17 protein-coding genes are annotated in these 18,912 nt (G+C 67.7%); 4 read left to right on the plus strand and 13 right to left on the minus strand.

What is annotated here, in order from left to right; translation table 11 throughout:
* Window positions 1-93 precede the first annotated feature (93 nt).
* The 12 genes from moeB to EDL96_RS08820 all read right to left on the minus strand — a co-directional run bounded on the left by moeB (window position 94) and on the right by EDL96_RS08820 (window position 14,782).
* Complete coding sequence (gene moeB / locus EDL96_RS08765) at window positions 94-1,320, minus strand: molybdopterin-synthase adenylyltransferase MoeB (RefSeq protein ID WP_123825418.1); 1,227 nt, start codon at window positions 1,318-1,320, stop codon at window positions 94-96.
* Window positions 1,305-2,435, minus strand: coding sequence for a molybdenum cofactor biosynthesis protein MoaE (locus EDL96_RS08770; protein WP_123825419.1), 1,131 nt, complete (start codon window positions 2,433-2,435; stop codon window positions 1,305-1,307). The genes moeB and EDL96_RS08770 overlap by 16 nt, the downstream gene beginning before the upstream one ends.
* On the minus strand, window positions 2,432-2,932 hold the full coding sequence (gene moaC / locus EDL96_RS08775; protein WP_123825420.1) for a cyclic pyranopterin monophosphate synthase MoaC: 501 nt from the start codon (window positions 2,930-2,932) through the stop codon (window positions 2,432-2,434). Before moaC ends, EDL96_RS08770 begins: the two co-directional genes overlap by 4 nt.
* Before the next feature lie 133 nt (window positions 2,933-3,065).
* Window positions 3,066-4,307, minus strand: coding sequence for an MFS transporter (locus EDL96_RS08780; RefSeq protein ID WP_123825421.1), 1,242 nt, complete (start codon window positions 4,305-4,307; stop codon window positions 3,066-3,068).
* A gap of 69 nt (window positions 4,308-4,376) precedes the next feature.
* Window positions 4,377-5,183, minus strand: coding sequence for a respiratory nitrate reductase subunit gamma (gene narI, locus EDL96_RS08785; RefSeq protein ID WP_123825422.1), 807 nt, complete (start codon window positions 5,181-5,183; stop codon window positions 4,377-4,379).
* Window positions 5,180-5,983 (minus strand): nitrate reductase molybdenum cofactor assembly chaperone, encoded by an 804-nt coding sequence (gene narJ / locus EDL96_RS08790; protein ID WP_123825423.1) that lies wholly within the window; start codon window positions 5,981-5,983, stop codon window positions 5,180-5,182. The genes narI and narJ overlap by 4 nt, the downstream gene beginning before the upstream one ends.
* Window positions 5,980-7,665 (minus strand): nitrate reductase subunit beta, encoded by a 1,686-nt coding sequence (gene narH, locus EDL96_RS08795; RefSeq protein ID WP_123825424.1) that lies wholly within the window; start codon window positions 7,663-7,665, stop codon window positions 5,980-5,982. The genes narJ and narH overlap by 4 nt, the downstream gene beginning before the upstream one ends.
* Complete coding sequence (locus EDL96_RS08800) at window positions 7,665-11,390, minus strand: nitrate reductase subunit alpha (protein WP_199732573.1); 3,726 nt, start codon at window positions 11,388-11,390, stop codon at window positions 7,665-7,667. Before EDL96_RS08800 ends, narH begins: the two co-directional genes overlap by 1 nt.
* 185 nt (window positions 11,391-11,575) lie before the next feature.
* Window positions 11,576-12,055 carry a hypothetical protein gene (locus EDL96_RS08805; RefSeq protein WP_199732570.1) on the minus strand — a complete coding sequence of 160 codons (480 nt, stop codon included), beginning with the start codon at window positions 12,053-12,055 and terminating at the stop codon, window positions 11,576-11,578.
* A 96-nt stretch (window positions 12,056-12,151) separates the two neighbouring features.
* A complete protein-coding gene (locus EDL96_RS08810; RefSeq protein WP_123825426.1) occupies window positions 12,152-12,943 on the minus strand; it encodes a hypothetical protein in 792 nt (263 codons plus the stop codon).
* The gene (locus EDL96_RS08815; protein WP_123825427.1) at window positions 12,940-13,305 is read right to left on the minus strand and encodes a PadR family transcriptional regulator; all 366 of its coding nucleotides are present in this window, start codon (window positions 13,303-13,305) and stop codon (window positions 12,940-12,942) included. Before EDL96_RS08815 ends, EDL96_RS08810 begins: the two co-directional genes overlap by 4 nt.
* Before the next feature lie 55 nt (window positions 13,306-13,360).
* Complete coding sequence (locus EDL96_RS08820; protein WP_123825428.1) at window positions 13,361-14,782, minus strand: molybdopterin molybdotransferase MoeA; 1,422 nt, start codon at window positions 14,780-14,782, stop codon at window positions 13,361-13,363.
* 87 nt (window positions 14,783-14,869) lie between these two features.
* Between EDL96_RS08820 and moaA the strand changes: the two genes are divergently transcribed.
* The 4 genes from moaA to EDL96_RS08840 all read left to right on the plus strand — a co-directional run bounded on the left by moaA (window position 14,870) and on the right by EDL96_RS08840 (window position 18,368).
* Window positions 14,870-16,042, plus strand: a complete 1,173-nt coding sequence (moaA, locus tag EDL96_RS08825; protein ID WP_407656941.1) for a GTP 3',8-cyclase MoaA — start codon at window positions 14,870-14,872, stop codon at window positions 16,040-16,042.
* Window positions 16,043-16,044: 2 nt separating this feature from the next.
* Entirely contained in the window at window positions 16,045-16,320 is a 276-nt protein-coding gene (locus EDL96_RS08830) for a MoaD/ThiS family protein (RefSeq protein ID WP_123825430.1), read from the plus strand.
* Entirely contained in the window at window positions 16,313-16,945 is a 633-nt protein-coding gene (gene mobA / locus EDL96_RS08835) for a molybdenum cofactor guanylyltransferase (protein ID WP_233568789.1), read from the plus strand. The genes EDL96_RS08830 and mobA overlap by 8 nt, the downstream gene beginning before the upstream one ends.
* Before the next feature lie 73 nt (window positions 16,946-17,018).
* Window positions 17,019-18,368 (plus strand): molybdopterin molybdotransferase MoeA, encoded by a 1,350-nt coding sequence (locus EDL96_RS08840; RefSeq protein ID WP_123825431.1) that lies wholly within the window; start codon window positions 17,019-17,021, stop codon window positions 18,366-18,368.
* Window positions 18,369-18,399: 31 nt separating this feature from the next.
* Here the strand turns inward: EDL96_RS08840 and EDL96_RS08845 are convergent, their stop codons facing one another.
* Window positions 18,400-18,900 carry a DUF456 domain-containing protein gene (locus EDL96_RS08845; protein ID WP_123825432.1) on the minus strand — a complete coding sequence of 167 codons (501 nt, stop codon included), beginning with the start codon at window positions 18,898-18,900 and terminating at the stop codon, window positions 18,400-18,402.
* Window positions 18,901-18,912: the final 12 nt, after the last annotated feature.

The raw sequence follows: 18,912 nt of genomic DNA on the forward strand, positions 1-18,912 counted from the left end.
CCCCGGCCTGACAAGGAGGTGAACAGCCCGACACGATGTTCCGGACTCTGCCCTCGTCACGGGATGACGCGGGCAGAGTCCGGGCGCCCCGTCTCAGACCGTGCGCGACTGCCCGTCCAGCCAGGCAGTGATCCCACCGCCCAGATGCTTGACGCGCCGGTTCCGGTGGGCTTCGGCGTCGTCGTTGCGAAGGAGGCCGAGGGCTTCCGCGGAGCGCACCCCACCCTGGCAGTGCAACACCACTTCCGCAGCCTCGCCCAGCCGGTCGAAGGCAGCCCCCGAGCGGAACTCCCCCAACGGCACCAGGACCGACCCGGGAATGGCGGACAGCTGGTTCTCCCACGGCTCGCGGACGTCGATCAGCACGAAGTCGCGGTCCCCGCGTTCCCGTGCCGCCAGCATTTCTTGTAATTCCAAGACGCCGACGGTGTCCAGGTCCTCGCCCTCCGAACCCGATTCCGGGTCAGGCACCGCGCAGGCAGCCCCGGAACCCTCCGCCCCGTATCCGTCCCGGTCGAAGACCCCGAACGGATGCATCGAACTCACCGGCGGCTGCGACCGCACCAGCGGAATCGTGGCCCAGGTCCCGTCCAGCGCGTCGTACGTGGTCACGCGGCCGACCAGCGGCTCCCCCGCGCCCATGATCACCTTCATGGCCTCGAGCGCCATGGCCGAACCGATCACGCCGGGCAGTGCGCCGAGAACCCCGGCCTCGGCGCAGTTCGGCACGGACCCCGGTGCCGGTGGCACGGGATGCAGGTCGCGATAGGTCGGCCCGTGGGTCGACCAGAACACGGAGAACTGCCCATCGAAGCGCAGGATCGACCCCCACACGTGCGGCACTCCGGTCACCGAGCAGGCGTCCGAGAGCACGTAGCGCGTTTCGAAGGTGTCCGAACCGTCGAGGACCAGGTCGTAGCCGGAGACCAGCTCCACCGCATTGGCGGCAGTGAGCCGCTCCGTGTGCCCCACCACGCGCACATCGGGATTCAGGTCCCGCACCCGAGCGGCCGCGGACCCGACCTTGGGCTCACCCACGGCGGCGTTCCCGTGGATGACCTGACGTTGCAGGTTGGAGATCTCCACCCGGTCGTCGTCCACGATGCCCAAGGTGCCCACCCCGGCGGCGGCCAGGTACAGGATCGCGGGGGAACCCAGGCCTCCAGCCCCCAGGCACAGCACCCGGGCGGCCCGGAGCCGACGTTGCCCGTCCTCGCCGATCGCAGGCACGCGCAAGTTCCGTGCGTAGCGCTGCACCTGCTCGAGCGTCAGCGCGGGCCCGGGTTCGACCAGCGGCGGGAGTTTCACAGGTTCACCCATTCCTTGGAGCCGTCGCCCAGGTGCTGTTCCTTCCAGATCGGCACCCTCTGCTTGATCCGGTCCACCAGCGCGTCACACACCTCGAAGGCGCGCTTGCGGTGTGAGGCCGCCACGGCCACCTCCATCGCCGAATCCCCCACGCGCAGTCGCCCGGTCCGGTGTTCGGCCACGATCCGCACCCCCGTGTGCTCCTGGGCGAGTTCTTCACACACCCGCAGGAGCACGTTCTGCGCGGTCGGGTGGGCGGTGTAGTCGAGTTCGGTCACCGGCCGGCCGCCGTCGTGGTCACGGACCAGCCCGCTGAAGCCCACCACGGCGCCCGTGGTCCGGGAGGCTGCGGCCGCCTGTACCTCCGCGGCATCCAGTCGATTGTCCGTGACGCGGGCGGTGACGACGACGGACGGCGCCCGGTCCACCGGATGGTCGCCTTGGACACCGCTGGGTTGATACCCCGCGGCCGGCTCAGTTCGCTCGGCATCGGCGTCGACCCGATCATCAGCGGCACTCGGTGCCTGATGCCCCGCGTCCCGGTGTCCGTTGAGCTGCTGGAAGACGTGGTCCAACAGCGGCAGGATCACGCCGACGCCGTCTTTGACTCCCCCGCGGGAACCAGGCAGGTTCGCCACGAGCGTCCGCCCCGACACCCCAACCGCGCCCCGGGAGAGCACGGCCGTGTGGGTGTTGCGCAGGCCCGCGTCCCAGATCGCGTGCACCACTCCGGGCAGCTCACGGTCCAGGTACTCGCGCGTCAGCTCCGGGGTGACGTCGTCGGGCATCAGACCGGTGCCTCCGGAGACGATCAACAGGTCCGGGCGTTGCGCGACCGGCAGCCCCCGCAGGTGGTGGTCGAGTTCGGCGCGCAAGGGCTCACCGTCGGCCACCACGACGGGATCCGAGCACTCGTGTCCCGCCTCACGGATCAACGTGACGGCGGTGGGCCCGGACTTGTCCGGATACGTGCCCGCGGCCGCCCGGGTGGAGGCCACGAGGACCACGGCGCGGTACGTTCCGGAGATCTCCGCAGTGTGCCTCGCGTCGTGCTCGCGGCGAGGCTCTCCGGAAGCACCCCCGTGGACGGGAGGTTGCTGAGTCTGATCGAATGGTTGGTCGCTCATGTGTCCTCCCGCTGCCAGTCCCCGGATTTCCCGCCGGACTTGGCCAGCACCTTGATGTCTGTGATTTCAGCGAGCTTGTCGACCGCTTTGATCATGTCGTAGACGGTCAGCGCTGCCACGTTGACGGCGGTCAGGGCCTCCATCTCCACACCCGTGGCCCCGCGGGTCCGCACCATTGCAGTGATCTTCACCCCTGACGCCAGGCGCTCGAAGTCCACCGTGACCTTGCTGATCGGCAGTGGATGGCACAGTGGGATCAGTTCGGGGGTCTTCTTGGCGGCCATGATCCCCGCGACCCTGGCCACGGGCAGCGCATCGCCCTTGGGAAGGTCTGCGGTGAAGATCATCTCGACGACGTCGGGGCGGGTTTGCAGGTGAGCCACGGCGGTGGCCTCCCGGGTGGTCTCGGCCTTGTGCGAGACATCCACCATGTGCGCCGAGCCGTCCTCGCGGACGTGGCTCAGGCCCTTCGGTGCGGCCGGGTCTTCGTGTGGCAAGGGGTCTCCCGAATGGTGAGGTGCGGTAGCGCGTGGCGAACCGCGGTCGTGAGTGGCAGAAGGTCCGCCCGGACAAAGACTGTGGGCGGGCGTTCGAGTTCCGAACACCCGCCCACAACCCTAGAACGCCGGACTAGGCAGTCGCAGCGGTGCGGTCGTCCACCTTGCCGCCGTTGCGCAGGATGAAACAGGTCACCAGACCCAGGGCGCAGAACACCGCCAGCAAGGTCAGCCCCACGAAGTAGGAGTTCTGGGCCTCGTTGTAGGTGGCGCCCATGACCAGCGGCGGGAAGTAACCGCCCAGGCCCCCGGCTGCGGCGATGATGCCGGACACGGTACCCACCGTGCGCGGCTCGGAAGCACGGGCCACCCAGGCGAACACGCCGCCAGTTCCCAGGCCCAGGAACAGCGCCATCAGGATGAAGATCGGACCGTAGACGTGCTCGGCCGACGGCTGGAAAGCCACCACGATGGCCAGCACAGCGGCACCCACGTAGGACGTGATGGACACGATCTTGGGGCCGATCTTGTCCGCAACGGTGCCACCGATCGGGCGGGCCACGACGGCGGCGGCGGCGAACCCTGCGGTCCGGGTACCGGCGGCCGTGGGGTCGAATTCGTAGACGTTGGCCAGGTAGGTCGGCAGGTAGTTCGAGAAGGCCACGAAAGCACCGAAGACGATGGCGTACATGAAGCACAGCAGCCAGGTCTCCTTGAGCGCGAAGGCGTCCTTGAGCTTCGGCATGATCGGGGTGTGCTCAACGCCGCGACGCGTGGGAGATTCGCGCAGACCCAGCCAGCAGATCACGGCCATGAGGGCTACCAGTGCCGCGATCAGCACGTGGGCACCCATGTAGCCGAGCGCGGCGACCAGGCGCGGGGTGAAGAAGGCGGACACCGCGGTGCCCACCATGCCCGCACCGAACACGCCCGTGGCGAAGCCCTTGCGGTGCGCTTCGTACCAGGACGAGGAGAACGGGATGCCGATCGCGAAGACCGTGCCGGCAATGCCCAGGAAGAAGGACACGAACACCAGCAGTCCGAAGTTGTTCATCTGACCCACGAACGCAGTCAGCAGAACCAGCGGGGCGGCAATGCCCAGGATGAGCGTGAACATGACCCGTCCGCCGTAGCGGTCGGTCAACGCACCCACGGGGACGCGCGCGACGGAACCGACCAGGATCGGCATGGCAACCAGGATCGAGGTCTGGCCTGCCCCCAGATCCATGTTGGCCGCGTAGGTCTTGGACAGCGGGCCGATGATTGTCCAGGCCCAGAAACCCATGGTCGACGCCAGGGTGGCCAGCAGCAGGTTGCGCAGCTGACCGGACTTCAATTCCGCCGCGAGGGCGTCGTCAGTCTGAGTTGCAGACATTCTGGTAGTGCTCCTTTGAAGCGGTGCCGTCAGGACTTGGTGACCCTGCATGGCGGATTGGAGAGCTGGTTATCGGCCCGAAGGGGCTTTTTCGCGCCGAGTGGAGCCACCGCGGCGAACGCCGCGATCGCGATCCTGCGTGCCGACCGGGTCCCAGCCACGACGCACCGGGACGGAACCGGAGCGGGTCACGCGGTCGCGGGATCGGTAGACGATGTAGGGCCGGAACAGGTAGTGCAGGGGCGCGGTGAACGCGTGCACCAGGCGGGTGAACGGCCAAGCCATGAACAAGGCGAAGGCGAAGAGCACGTGCACCTTGAAGGAGAGCCCCGCGGCAGCCATGGCACCGACGTCGGGCTGGAGGATCCAGATCGAACGGAACCACGGGGAGACGGTCTCACGGTAGTTGGGGACGCTGTGGTCGAACACCGAGATGATCGTGGTGGCCAGGCCCGCGATCAGAGTGACCACCAGCATGAAGTACATCATCTTGTCGTTGTTGGTGGTCGCCATGAACACGGGGCCGGTCTTACGGCGCCGGTAGATCAGCAGGGCCAGGCCCACGAAGGTGCCGATGCCCGCGAACGTACCGGTGGACAACGCGACGATGTGGTACAGGTGTTCGCTCATGCCCACGGCGTCCGTCCAGGACTTGGGAATGATCAGACCCACGATGTGTCCGACGAGCACGGCCAGGATGCCGAAGTGGAACAGCGGGGAACCGATCCGCAGCAACCGGGACTCGTAGAGCTGGGAGGACCGGGTGGTCCAGCCGAACTGGTCGTACTTGTAGCGCCAGATGGTCCCGCCGATCACCACCAGCAGCACCACGTAGGGCAGCACACCCCACAGCAGGATGTCGACGACGGAACTCATGCGGATCCCCTTGAGCTAGGCGAGGCAACGGCCTCGGAACGACGTGGCAAGACATCGGGACTCGAGGCCTCCGCCCCGTGCCCCGGTGATGCGGACAGACCCGCGGACTGTGCACCGTCGACCACCGGCAACAGCCGGGGGTCGAAGGGCTGCAGCCCCACGGTTTCGGTGGGCGGACCGTAACCGGCCATCTTCATGACGGCGTCCCGGTCCTCCGGTGAGGCACCCGGAAGGGTGGAGCACACCAGCTCGATCACACCAACCTGAGGAAGGTCGTCGTCCCGAAGGGCCAGCCTCAGCAGTTCGAGTGACGGACGGTAGCGCTGCAGCAGCTGGGCGCCGTCCTCGGGGTTGACCAGCGCAGCGAACTCCAGGACCACCGGCAGGTGGTCGGGCAGCTCGGAATCATCCAGCTCCCGTCCGTTCTCCCGGTACATCTGCTTGAAGGCCAGCAACGCTTCCCCACGACGCCGGGTGTCCCCGTCCGTCCAGTACGTCAGGTGCAGGGGGTGGCGCCGGGAGAGATCGAACTCCTGGACGTAGTCGCCCTGTACGTCGGCCAGGGGCCGCGAGGCGAGCCACTCGATCAGCGGATCGATGGCCTCCGCGTCCGCACCGACCTCCGTCAACGCCTGCCGGATGGCAGGGAGTTGGTCGATGAGTTCCTGGTCCGGGTACCCGAGCAGCAACGCGGCGGCCTGCCGCACCACGGCCGAGCGCCCGGGATCGCTGTCCTCCCAGGGCTCGGCTTCGACCGTGCCCTTCTTGGCCAGTCCGAACAGTCGCGCAAGGCGGCTCATCGGCGTCCGCCCGCATCTCCCTGGCCACCCTGTTCGGCGGGGAACAAGCCGTCGGGGTTGCCCTGGCCGTCCCAGTTGAGCAGGTTGACCCGCCCGGCCAACTGCGAATTACCCGTGGGGTCCTCGCTGGTCTGGCGAGCGCGCAAGGCGTTGAAGTTCTCGATCGCCACGGGGGTCGGGCGCCCGGATGCTTCACCGAGCCCGCCCATCTGGCCCATGCCCGGGCCGCCGTCGACGTCCAGGGAACAGCCCATCTCCTCGAGTCCGTGCGCCTCTTCCAGGTGCGCGGTAGGGATGACGTAACGCTCGTCGTACTTGGCGATGGCCATGAGCCGGTACATCTGCTGGATCTGGCTGCCGGTCATGCCCACGGCTTCGGCGATGGATTCGTCCGGCTCGTTGCCCAACGTGAGGTCACGCATGTAGGAACGCATGGCGGCCAGCTTGCGGAGCACGTTGGTCACCACCTCCGTGTCCCCCGCGGTGAACAGTTCGGCCAGGTACTCGACCGGAATGCGCAGGGAGTCGATGGCGCCGAAGAGCACGTCCGGGTTCTCGCCGTCGTGCCCCTGGTCGCGCAGCAGGTCCACGATCGGTGACAGCGGCGGGACGTACCAGACCATGGGCATGGTGCGGTACTCGGGGTGCAGCGGCAGGGCCACGCGCAGTTCCTTGGCCATGGCGTAGACCGGGGACTTGCGGGCGGCTTCCAGCCAGTCCTCCGCGATCCCGTCGGCGCGGGCCTGGCGGATGACCTCGGGATCGTTGGGGTCCAGGAGGATGTCCAACTGGGCCTCGTAGAGGTCCTTCTCGTCAGGGGTCGCTGCGGCCTCGGTGACGCGGTCGGCGTCGTAGAGGAAGATGCCGATGTAGCGCATGCGGCCCACGCAGGTCTCCGCGCACACGGTGGGGATGCCCACCTCCACGCGCGGGTAGCAGAACGTGCACTTCTCGGCCTTGCCCGACTTGTGGTTGTAGTAAATCTTCTTGTACGGGCAGCCGGTGATGCACTGGCGCCAGCCGCGGCAGCGGTCCTGGTCCACCAGCACGATGCCGTCCTCCGAGCGCTTGTAGATCGCGCCGGACGGGCAGGAGGCCATGCAGGACGGGTTCAGGCAGTGCTCGCAGATGCGGGGCAGGTAGAACATGAACGTCTTCTCGAACTCAAGACGGATCTGTTCTTCCGACTGCTCACGAATCTTCTGAAGGATCGGGTCCTTCTCGTCCGTGTTCGCGGTGCCGCCCAGGTCGTCGTCCCAGTTGGCGGACCATTCGACCTTGGTGTCCTTGCCCGTGATCAACGACTTGGGCCGGGCCACCGGGAAGTCGTCGGTCGCCGGGGAGGCCACCAGGTTCTCGTAGTCGTAGGTCCACGGCTCGTAGTAGTCGTCGAGCTCCGGCTGGACCGGGGAGGCGAAGATCCCGAAGAGCTTCTGCAGGCGGTTGCCCGACTTGAGCTGGAGGTTGCCGCGCTTGTTCAGCGTCCAACCACCGCGCCACTTCTCCTGGTCCTCGTACCGGCGCGGGTAACCCTGGCCGGGACGGGTCTCCACGTTGTTGAACCACACGTACTCCGTACCGGCACGGTTGGTCCAGGCTTGCTTACACGTCACCGAACAGGTGTGGCACCCGATGCACTTGTCGAGCGTCATCACCATGGCGGTCTGGGCCATGACACGCATTAGTACTGAACCTCCTGGGAGCGCTTGCGGACCACGGAGACGATGTCGCGCTGGTTACCCGTGGGGCCGTGGTAGTTGAACGCCCACGACTGCTGGGCGTATCCGCCGATCATGTGGGTGGGTTTGAGCAGGATTCGGGTCACCGAGTTGTGGATGCCACCGCGGCGACCTGTCGCTTCCGACTTGGGGACGTCGATGGTCCGTTCCTGGGCGTGGTGGACGTAGACGACGCCGGCGGGCATGCGGTGGGAGACGATGGCACGTCCCACGAACACGCCGTTGGTGTTCACGCACTCGACCCAGTCGTTGTCCTTGGCCTCGATCAGTTCGGCGTCCTGCGGGGACATCCACACGCTGGTGCCGCCGCGGGAGAGCGAGAGCATGAACAGGTTGTCCTGGTACTCCGAGTGGATCGACCACTTGTTGTGCGGGGTCAGGTAGCGCACGGAGATCGAGAGGTTCCCGCGCTCCCCCAGCCGGGGTTCACCGAACAGCGCACTCATGTTCAACGGCGGCCGGTAGGTGGGGAGCATCTCGCCCATGTCCTTCATCCAGTCGTGGTCGAGGAAGAAGTGCATGCGCCCGGTCAGCGTGTGGAACGGCTTGAGGCGTTCGATGTTGACCGTGAAGGGTGCGTAGCGACGACCACCGGTCTCCGAACCGGACCACTCGGGTGAGGTGATGACCGGAACCGGTGCGGCCTGAGTGTCCTTGAAGCTGATGCGCTTCTCCTCCGAGCCCAGTGCCAGGTCGTGCAGTTGCTTGCCCACGCGCTTCTCGAGCTTCTTGAAGCCCTGGACCGCGAGTTCACCGTTGGTCGTGCCGGACAGCGTCAGGATCGCTTCGGCCATCCTGGAGTCCGAATCGATCGCGGGGCGACCGGCGGCGGCGCCCGAGTCAAAGACGCCGTGTTGACGCGCGAGCCGCTCCGTCTCGTGCCCGACGTCGAACGTGATGTTCTTGGTGGTCAGCCCCAACTTGTCGGCCAGCGGGCCGATCGCCACGAACTTCTCACCGATCGCGGTGTAATCGCGTTCGACCACCTTGAAGGCGGGCATGTTCTTGCCCGGGATCGCGGGCAGGTCGGTGTTCTTCCAGTCCGGGGCGTGACCGCCGGGCTGACCGATCTCACCCGGGGTGTCGTGGGTCAACGCCGTGGCCACCAGGTCCTTGCGGGTGTCCAGCTTGCCCTTGGACAGACGGCCGACCTCGTCGGAGAGCAGCCGGAACATCTCCCAGTCGGTCTTGGCCTCCCACGGCGGGTTGATCGCCGGGGTGAAGGCGTGCACATAGGGGTGCATGTCCGTGGAGGAGAGGTCGTGCTTCTCGTACCAGGTGGCGGCCGGGAACACGACGTCTGAGAGCAGGGTCGAGGAGGTCATGCGGAAGTCCGCCGAGACCAACAGGTCGAGCTTGCCCTCCGGGGCCTCGTCGTGCCAGGCGACTTCCTTCGGCTTGGAGTGGACGTGGTCCTCACCGAGCACGTTGTTCTGGGTGCCCAGCAGGTGCTTGAGGAAGTACTCCTCGCCCTTTGCGGAGGACCCGAGCAGGTTCGAGCGCCACAGCACCAGGGTCCGCGGCCAGTTGCGGGCGTCGTCGGGGTCTTCGACGGCGAAGCGCAGGTTGCCGGCCTTGAGCTGCGCGGCGATCCAGGTTGCCTCGTCCTCGGCCTCACCCGCAGCGACGGCGGCCGCGGCCTGCTCGGCGACCTCCAGCGGGTTCTCGAAGAACTGCGGGTAGAACGGCATCCACCCCAGGCGCGTGGACTTGGCGACCACGTCCGCGGTGTGCATCCCGTCCAGGTGGCCTTCGGCCAGCGGGGACTGCAGGGACGCGGAGGAGTGACCGTCCTGCCGGAACTGGTCGGTGTGCATGTACCAGAACGCGGTGCCGATCATGAAGCGCGGCGGACGCGACCAGTCACCGGCGGAGGCCATGGTGGCCCAGCCGGTGATGGGGCGTGCCTTCTCCTGGCCGACGTAGTGCGCCCAGCCGCCGCCGTTGCGGCCTTGGCAGCCGCACAGCATGAGCAGCGCGAGGATCGCCCGGTAGGTGGCATCTCCGTGGTACCACTGGCAGATGCCGGCGCCCAGGATGATCATGGACCGGCCGCCCGACTTGACGGCGTTGGTCGCGAATTCCCGGGCCACCCGGATCACGGCCTCCGCCGGAACCGAAGTCACGGCCTCCTGCCACGCCGGGGTGTAGGCGGTGTTGACATCGTCGTAGCCGGTGGCCCAGTCGCCCGGCAGACCGTCGCGGCCCACACCGTACTGGGCGAGAATGAGGTCGAGGACCGTGGTCACGGTCTTCCCCGCAACCTGCGTTACGGGCACGCCGCGGTTGATCACGGAGCCCGTTCCGTCGTCGTCCACGAAGGCCGGAAGCGCCACCGGGGACACGGCGCCGTCGTACCCGGCGGTATCGGAGATCGACAGCGACGGCCGGCGGCCCTGCAGGTCCAGGTTCCAGCGGCCCTCGTCCTGCTCGTTGTAGCGGAACCCCATGGAGCCCTGCGGGATGAACTCCTCACCGGTGGTGCGATCCAGCAGGATCGTCTTGAACGCGGCATCCGCCTGGTCCTCGGCGCCCAGGTCCACCGCGGTCAGGAACTTGCCCGGGACCACGGTTCCGTCGGCGCGGGTGTCCAGGGTGATCAGGAACGGCAGGTCCGTGAACTGCTGGACGTAGTCCTCGAAGAACTCCGTGCGCTGGTCCACGAAGTGTTCCTTGAGAACCACGTGACCCATCGCCATGGCCAGGGCGGCATCGGAACCGGCCTGGGCGGGGAGCCACTCGTCGGCGAACTTGGTGTTGTCCGCGTAGTCCGGGGACACCGAAACCACCTTGGTGCCGCGGTAGCGGACCTCCGCCACCCAGTGGGCATCCGGGGTACGAGTGACGGGGATGTTGGAACCCCACATCATCAGGTAGGTCGCGTCCCACCAGTCACCGGACTCGGGGACGTCGGTCTGGTCGCCGAAAACCTGCGGCGACGCCACGGGGAGGTCGGCGTACCAGTCGTAGAAGCTGTTCATCACACCGCCGATGAGGTTGATGAACCGGGCTCCGGCCGCGTGGGACACCATGGACATGGCCGGAATCGGGGAGAACCCGATGCAGCGGTCGGGGCCGTGCTTGGCGATCGTGTGCACGTGGGCGGCGGCCGTCATCTCCACGGCTTCCTGCCAGGAGGCGCGGACCAGTCCGCCCTTGCCGCGTGCCTGCTGGAACGTGCGGCGCTTCTCGTCGTCGTTGACGATCGAGGCCCAGGCCTCCACGGGGTCGCCACCGACGGCGCGCTTGGCGTCGCGGTACATGTCCAGGAGGACACCGCGGACGTAGGGGTAGCGCACGCGCGTGGGCGAGTAGGTGTACCAGGAGAACGCTGCACCGCGGGGGCAACCGCGGGGTTCGTACTCGGGACGGTCGGGGCCTACGGACGGGTAGTCCGTCTCCTGCGCCTCCCAGGTGATGATGCCGTCCTTGACGTACACCTTCCACGTGCACGAACCGGTGCAGTTCACGCCGTGGGTGGAGCGGACCACTTTGTCGTGGCTCCACCGGCTGCGGTAGAAGGCGTCCCCGGAGCGACCACCCTCGCGGAAGACCGCGCGGCCGTCGTCGGTCTCGTCCCAGCGGGAGAAGAATTTTCCGACCTTGAGCAAGGCGTTGGAGGCGGGGCCGTCGAGGCGGGCAGGCTCCCTGGTCTCCCCTGGAGGCATGGAAGTACTCATGCCCCTGAAGTTATCCAGAAAACACCTTTGGCTCGTGGTCCGCGAGGCCTGTTGCCAGCAATTGTTCGAGTTTCCGAATTGCCCACTTGATTTGCGTCAAGGAATGGTTCACCACCAGTGTATTTCCGGGCAATTCGACAATTTCTACATGCCGTATTTCCGGGTCGCAGGGGTCAGCGGCGGGTGGTGCGCCATCCGCCGTCAGCGCCACCGTCGGAGGTGACCGATTCACCGTCGGCGGGCCGGGATTCACTCTGGGAATCCACATCCGATTCGTCAGTCTCAAGTGCCTGCTCAGCCCGCAACTGCTTGCCCGACGGTGTCGACAGCACGGCGACGACGGCGTACACGGCCAGCAGCAGGAAGGCCGCGTAGTAGACCCAGATCGACGGGTAGAACCAGAACAACGCCATGCCCCACCCCGCGGCGGTCAGTGCGGCCGCGACCACGGCGAGGACCAACAGTGCGAGTTTGACCGTGCCATAAGCACCGGTCCGGGCACGCAACCCGTAGAAGATCGAAATGCCCGCCAGGAAGATCGGGAAGAACATCTGCCCTGTGACCACGATCGTGTCCTGGTGGTACATGTAGCGCCCCAGCGCCTGAACCACGGCGACGACGGCGAGCAACAACGGGGCGATGGCGGACTTCATGAACCTGTTCTCCTACGGGAGCGACGACGGGCGCGGGGTCGGGACCCGAGCGTCCAGTGTAGGTGCGAGCCAGGCAGCACCGGTCGAACCAGTCGGTCAGGCCACCCAGTTCATCATCGCCAGGATCACGTAGATCACGGGGAAGACGAACGATGAATACAGACTGACCCGACGATCCGTGCGGGAGCCAGACAAAGCACTGTCACCCGTCGGCTCACCGGCCAACGGCGAGACGACCGGGTCTTCGCTGCGGCGAAGGTTGACGTAGGACACAACGCTCAGGAGCACGCTCACCACGAACAACCCGACCGCGACAGGGGCCGCGGACAGGGACACGATGACAGGCAGCGCCAAGCCAGAGACAAGGGCCGCTCCCACACCAGCCGCCACACCCAGCGAAAGGTAGGGCACCCCCACTACGAGGGGACGACGAATGACTGCACCCAGGGCCTTGGGCAGGAGTGCCACCAACAGGACCACGCCGACAAGACAAACCACCTGCACCGCGTTGTAGGTGAGCAACTTATCGTGCGCCCATCGAGCCGCAGCACCGCTCCCGACGAAAAGGACCAGCACCTGACCGGCGGACAGGAGGGCCGTGGACCAGACGCCGACGCTGGAGCCGCGGCCCGCCTCAGCAACCACGGCCTTGCCGTAGGCGGCCGCGTCGCCGAAAGCTTCCTCGGGGAACTGGCCGGTCTCCACGCAGTGACTCTCAACTTCGGCCAGACGGTCGCCTATGACCCGGCCGGGCACGTCCACAAGCCGCAGCTCCAGGACGAAGTCCTCGCACCATTTCCGGTGCCGATGCACGAAGTCCCGGGACCAGACATCCCCCGGCACAGAGTGATCACCGGCCGCGGGCTGGACAGCTGGCGTGGCATTCATCGCGGTACCTCCTGGGTGGCCTCGCGGTCGACATCGACGGCGAGATGGGTGGACACGGTGGTGACGAAAACTCCCCACTGCTCCCGAGCGGCCTTGAGTTCTTCGCGACCAGCTGCCGTCAAAGCGAAGTACTTGCGTCCGGGGCCGCCGTCGCCGGCTCGCCATTCGACGGAGACCAGGCCCTTTTTCTCAAGGCGGGCGAGCAACGGGTAGAGCGTGCCACCCTTGATCTCACCGAGCCCCGCCGCAGCAAGGGCGGTGATGATGGCGTACCCGTAAGTGGGCCTGTCCGTCATGGTCTGCAGGACGCAGGTTTCCAGGACGCCCCGCAGCCACTCGCCCGTGGGGACTCGATCACTCATGGCTACATAGTGCCACTATCTAGTCAGCCTGTCTATCTAGAAAGACCAACTTCCGTCAGGTCAGCAATCGGACCGTGACCTCTTGTCCTGGCGAGACCTCGTCCTGTCCGGGCGGAAGCATCACGAGGGCATTGACCCCCGCGGCCACCGCCAGCAGATGCGAACCGTAGCCACCGATCTTTCGGATCACCTGCCCGTCCCAGTGGGCTCGAACCACCCGCGAGCGCTCGGGCAGGGAATCGAGCCTGTCCGCCGATGGAACCCGGATCTCCGGCCGCGGCGACAGCGCCCCCGTGACGGCAGACAGGGCCGGCCGCAGGAACATCTCACAGGAAACCCACGTGGAGACGGGGTTGCCGGGGAAGCACACGAACGGCACGCCGTTGACACGCGCCAAACCCTGCGGGCCACCGGGCTGCATGGCCACATGGAGGAATTCGCTGAACTCCGCCAGACCGGAAGCACCCAGAACCCGGCGCACGACTTCGAAGGCCCCCTCGGAAATCCCACCCGAACTGACCCACAGGTCCGGGCGCCGGGTGTCGTCGTCGGCAGCCAGGAGGGCGCGGAGCGCGTCGTCGTCGTCCGGGACGTGGCGGACCATCACGACCTCCACCCCGGCATCCGCCAGGGCGGCTCGCAGAATCGTGGCATTGGAGTCGAAGATCTGAGCCGGACCGCGAGCGCTCCCGGGTGGCACCACCTCGTCGCCGGTGGTGAGGATTCCGACCCGCAACGGTGGGCGAACGAGCACGTCACGAAGGCCCAGGGCAGCACAAGCCCCCACGGCCAGCGGCGTGAGACGATCCCCGGCCCGTAGAAGTCGGGTGCCGCGGACGACGTCGTCCCCGGCAGGGCGCACGAACCGCCCGGGAAGCTGACCGGCCGGGACGGAGACGGCGGACCCCGGCTCGTGGAACCCGCTCGGGAGCACGTCTTCCACGGGGACCACACAATCGGCCCCGGGAGGCAGCGCCGCCCCGGTCATGACCGGAATCGCCTGCCCGGGTTCGATCGGTTGGGGTGCATGCCCCGCGGGAACCGTGGGCCCCACCCGCAGGGTCGTGCGGTGCCCGTTCGACTCGAAGGTCCCGGAGCTAGTCACAGAGTTGGTCACACGGTTGCCAACCGTTGCATCGGCGTGTTCCGGCGTGCCCCGGAGGGTCGACGGCGCCGCGGTGTCCGCGGAGCGCAGGGCGTATCCGTCCATCTGGGAATTGGTGAACGGGGGCAGGTCCAGACCGGCCTCCACGTCCTGGGCAAGGACCCGCCCTGCCGCCTGCTCGAGCGGTGAACGGAGGGGTTCCCGGCGGGACCAGGGGCTGTCTCCGATCAGTTCGGTGACGGCCCGCAGGTGTTCCTCGACGGTCCTGGGCGGGCCGTCGTGGTCGTGTTCGTGACTCGTCCCGCGGGGACCTGCGCCCGTCGGCGTCGATGTGTGGGGGTCGTTCGAGGGCTGGTGGTTGACCCGTGTCATGGAGGCCAGACTAGATGGCTCGTAGACTGTCCGAATCGCCGAGTTGCCGTGAACTTTCGGCAGACACGCAGAGGAGAGGTGATCGAGGTGCCCACCGCATTGGGGATCCCCACGCTTCGCACCACACTCGAGCCCTCCCCCGCCGACCCCGCCCGGGGCCTGGTGGACCGGTTCGGGCGGCGCGCCACCGACCTCCGCATCTCCCTGACCGACAAGTGCAACCTGCGCTGCACGTACTGCATGCCCGCCGGCGGCATGGACTGGTTGCCAAAGCAGGATCTGCTCACGACCGCGGAGATCCGCCATCTGGTCCGCGTGGGTGTGGACCAGCTGGGTGTGCGAGAGCTTCGCCTGACCGGCGGAGAACCCCTGATCCGCGCCGATTTGGAGGAGATCGTGGCCGGCGTGCGGGAGGACCACCCGGACCTGCCCGTGTCCATCACCACGAACGCCATCGGACTGGCTCGGCGCGCCGCGGGTCTCAAACAAGCTGGCCTGACGCGGCTCAACGTCTCCCTGGACACCCTGGATCCGCAGACCTTCCGGATGCTGGCCCGCCGAGACCGTCTGGCGGACGTGCTGGAAGGTGTGGAGGCCGCCGTCGACGCCGGGCTGACCCCGGTCAAACTCAACGCGGTCCTGATGCGCGGCGTCAACGACCACGAAGCCCCGGAGCTTCTCGCCTGGGCGCTCGAACGCGGGCTGAGCCTGCGATTCATCGAGCAGATGCCGCTGGACGCCGACCACGGCTGGACCCGCGAGGGCATGATCACGGCGCAGGAAATCCGCGACCGCCTGAGCACGCGCTTCGACCTGTCTCCGCACCCCGCCGACCGCGACGGCGCGCCCGCCGAGTTGTGGGACGTCCGCCCCCTAGGCGCGGCAGAAGGCACCGCCGAAGACAATGCCGAGGGCACCCCCGGGGGCACGGACGCGGCACCCACCGACGACGTCCTGGGCACCGTGGGCATCATCGCCTCCGTGACCGAACCCTTCTGTGGCGACTGCAAGCGCACCCGCATCACCGCCGAAGGAGAGGTGCGTTCGTGCCTGTTCTCGCACGAGGAGTTCAGCCTGCGTGACCTTCTGCGTGAACCCCTCAAGAACGGGGAAAGCGCGCAGGACCGGGACACCGCGATCGCCGACCGCTGGCTCGCGGCCATGTGGATCAAGCCCGCCGCGCACGGCATGGACCACGTGGGCCTGGACTCCGCGGACTTCGTCCAGCCGGAACGCTCCATGTCCGCGATCGGAGGCTGACCATGCTGACCGTTCGCTACTTCGCCGCCGCCAAGGCCGCGACCGGCCGGTCCTCGGACCGGATCAACCTCGCCCACTTGAACGGGCCGTGGACCCGCGGCGCCGTGGAGAACCACCTGGTGGAGCTGCATCCTGCGGCGCCGGCGGGAGAACGCCCCCTGATCGAGGTCCTTGCCCGCAGTTCCTTCCTCTTGGACGGCCAGTCCTGCCCGACCCCGGCCTCGCCCGTCCGGGACGGCGCGGTGTTGGACGTCCTGCCGCCTTTCGCCGGTGGGTGAGGCCCCCGGCGGTGCTCCGGCCCGCGCAGTGGTCCTTGCCGGCGGCCGATCATCACGACTGGGCGGCACACCGAAGGCCCTGTTCCGCACGGAGCACCGAGCCGACGGACACTCCTCCACGCTCGTCGGGCACATGGTCGTCGACTTGCTGGAACTGGGCCTGACCTCCGACGACGTCGTGGTCGTGGGCCCCGAGGACCTGCCCTCCATGCCTGTGCTGCGCACCCGCGAAGACCCACCCTTCTCCGGCCCGGCCGCGGGCATCGTGGCCGGGCTGGACACCCTGGACAGGGCCCGACCCACACCGGATTGGACCCTGCTCCTGGCCTGCGACATGCCCGCAGTCCGCCCCGCCGTCGTCGCCCTGCTCAACGCCGCCGCGACCGCACCTCCGGAGCACCGCGGCATCGTGGTGATCGACGACGGGCGGCTGCAGCCGCTGGCCGGGATCTACCGCACCGACGCCTTGCGTGAGGCGGTGCGCGATCAGCCCTCCGTGAACCGGTCCGTGCGGTCACTGGTGGGAACACTGTGGGACGCGGAACTGACCCTCAGCGGGGTCACGGACGACGTCGACACGTGGGACGATGTCGACAGGTTCGGGTTGCTCCCACCCCGGGACTGACCGGCAAGAGTCCGCCGGGTTCCGCGGCCCATGGCAGCTTCCGTACGACGAGACCCCGAAGGAGTCGCTGACGATGACCGAAGCCACACCCACGACCGGAGCCGAGGAGCAGGACAGGCCGACCGTCAAGCACGCGACCTGGGACCAGGCCCGTGCGGTCGCGCATGCAGCGGCGTCCCCGTTGCCCGAACAGTGGCTGCCCCTGGCCGAGACCATCGGTGAAACGCTGGCCCAGCCGGTGACGGCGCAGGCACCGCTTCCGCACTACTCGTCATCCGCCATGGACGGTTGGGCCGTCGCAGGCCACGGCCCCTGGAACATCGTGGTCCCCGAGCCCGCCGAAGAGGACCCCCGGCTGACCTGGGCGCGCACCGGGAACGAACCGGTCATACGCGTCACCTCACTCGCCGACGGCCAAGCAACCGCGATCGTGACCGGCGGCCTGGTTCCGGAAGGTGCCACCGCTGTGCTCCGCTCCGAGTGGGGCACCGAGAACGACGGGCTGCTGTCCGTCAACGACGACGCCGCCCCCGGCGCCCCTGGCCCCGGCGATCACATCCGTCCCGCCGGGGAGGAAGCAGCGGTCGGTGACGTGTTGCTGGACCCAGGTTCCCGGCTGAATCCCGCGCACATCGCGTTTGCGGCCGTGACCGGCCAGGACATGTTGCCCGTCCGCCGCCGCCCGCGAGTGACGCTGCTGCTGACCGGGGACGAGGTGGACGAGTCGGGCCTGCCCGAACCCGGACGTGTGCGCGATGCCTTCGGCCCGCAGCTCCCGCAGTTCGTGCACCTGCTGGGTGGGCAGGTGGATGCAGTGCACCGGTTGGGTGACGACCTGGAGGTCCTGACCGAGCGCCTGACTGTCCCCGAGATCGGTGCGGAATCCGTGTTGGACTCCCGGGCTCAGCTGATCATCACCACGGGGGGCACGGGTGGCTCCTCAGTCGACCATTTGCGCACGGCTCTGGCCGATGCGGGCGCGCACCTGATCGTGGACGAGTTGGATCTACGACCCGGCCACCCTGCGTTGTTGGCCCGGATGCCCGACGACGGTCCGTTCGTCCTGGGTCTGCCCGGCAACCCGCTGGCTGCCATGACGGCCCTCATGCTGCTGGGTGCTCCCCTGCTCGCGGCCTTCGGTGGCGCCGACCTTCCACCCACCGTGGAGGTCTCCCTGACCCGGCCGGTGGACGCGTTCAAGTCCGTCCGGCTCCTGCCAGGATTGGCCGCGACCTCCACTGTCGCTCTGGCGCACGAGGCCCACCCGTGGGCCAGGACCACCACACCTTCGGCCGCCCCCTTGGCCTACGCCGGAGCGAACATGATGCGCGGGTTCTCACAGGCCAACGTCCTTCTGGTCATCCCGCAGGAGGGCGCCCCGGAAGGCGGGACCGTCGTCGCCGTTCCGCTGCCCTGGCTGTGACCGGACCTGCCCGTCACGGGCGCTGGGTAGCTCAGGCCGTGGCGAAGTACACGACCGCGCAGACCACGAACGTGGAGGCCGCGATCATGGCGCACAGGAGTTCGACCAGGATGCCGATGCCCATGGCCTTCGCGGCGACCCACGAGGATTCGAGTGCCGCGTTGAGGTCCTTGTGGCGGTAGGTCTCCGAGCCCAGGAGTCCCACGATGAAGCCCACGAACAGCCCGACCACCGGGATCACGAAGACACCCACGACTGCGCCGATGACCCCGAACAGCAGTGACCGGTTGGGGATCTCACGTTTCTTGAGCCGCTGACCGGTCAGGACCCACGAGGCCGACATCCCCGCGATGACCAGCGTGCCGCCCAATGCGAGTGAGACCCAGCCCTCCAGGGACTGCACCACGAATGCCCAGATGACGAGCCCGATCAGGATCGTCACGGAGCCGGGCAGGACAGGCACGATGATGCCCACGGTGCCCACTGCGATCAGCAGGACCGTGACGATGGTGGCGATGATCTCGGGAGTCATGCCAGCCATTGT

The sequence above is a fragment of the Kocuria soli genome (assembly GCF_003797835.1).
In the GTDB taxonomy this organism is placed as follows: domain Bacteria; phylum Actinomycetota; class Actinomycetes; order Actinomycetales; family Micrococcaceae; genus Kocuria; species Kocuria soli.

What these genes read in the sequence shown, in the direction of transcription:
- moeB (WP_123825418.1), bottom strand. Translation starts at nt 1,320, where the DNA reads ATGGGTGAACCTGTGAAACTCCCGCCGCTGGTCGAACCCGGGCCCGCG.
- EDL96_RS08770 (WP_123825419.1), bottom strand. Translation starts at nt 2,435, where the DNA reads ATGAGCGACCAACCATTCGATCAGACTCAGCAACCTCCCGTCCACGGG.
- EDL96_RS08780 (WP_123825421.1), bottom strand. Translation starts at nt 4,307, where the DNA reads ATGTCTGCAACTCAGACTGACGACGCCCTCGCGGCGGAATTGAAGTCC.
- narI (WP_123825422.1), bottom strand. Translation starts at nt 5,183, where the DNA reads ATGAGTTCCGTCGTCGACATCCTGCTGTGGGGTGTGCTGCCCTACGTG.
- narJ (WP_123825423.1), bottom strand. Translation starts at nt 5,983, where the DNA reads ATGAGCCGCCTTGCGCGACTGTTCGGACTGGCCAAGAAGGGCACGGTC.
- narH (WP_123825424.1), bottom strand. Translation starts at nt 7,665, where the DNA reads ATGCGTGTCATGGCCCAGACCGCCATGGTGATGACGCTCGACAAGTGC.
- EDL96_RS08800 (WP_199732573.1), bottom strand. Translation starts at nt 11,390, where the DNA reads ATGCCTCCAGGGGAGACCAGGGAGCCTGCCCGCCTCGACGGCCCCGCC.
- EDL96_RS08805 (WP_199732570.1), bottom strand. Translation starts at nt 12,055, where the DNA reads ATGAAGTCCGCCATCGCCCCGTTGTTGCTCGCCGTCGTCGCCGTGGTT.
- EDL96_RS08810 (WP_123825426.1), bottom strand. Translation starts at nt 12,943, where the DNA reads ATGAATGCCACGCCAGCTGTCCAGCCCGCGGCCGGTGATCACTCTGTG.
- EDL96_RS08815 (WP_123825427.1), bottom strand. Translation starts at nt 13,305, where the DNA reads ATGAGTGATCGAGTCCCCACGGGCGAGTGGCTGCGGGGCGTCCTGGAA.
- EDL96_RS08820 (WP_123825428.1), bottom strand. Translation starts at nt 14,782, where the DNA reads ATGACACGGGTCAACCACCAGCCCTCGAACGACCCCCACACATCGACG.
- EDL96_RS08830 (WP_123825430.1), top strand. Translation starts at nt 16,045, where the DNA reads ATGCTGACCGTTCGCTACTTCGCCGCCGCCAAGGCCGCGACCGGCCGG.
- EDL96_RS08840 (WP_123825431.1), top strand. Translation starts at nt 17,019, where the DNA reads ATGACCGAAGCCACACCCACGACCGGAGCCGAGGAGCAGGACAGGCCG.
- EDL96_RS08845 (WP_123825432.1), bottom strand. Translation starts at nt 18,900, where the DNA reads ATGACTCCCGAGATCATCGCCACCATCGTCACGGTCCTGCTGATCGCA.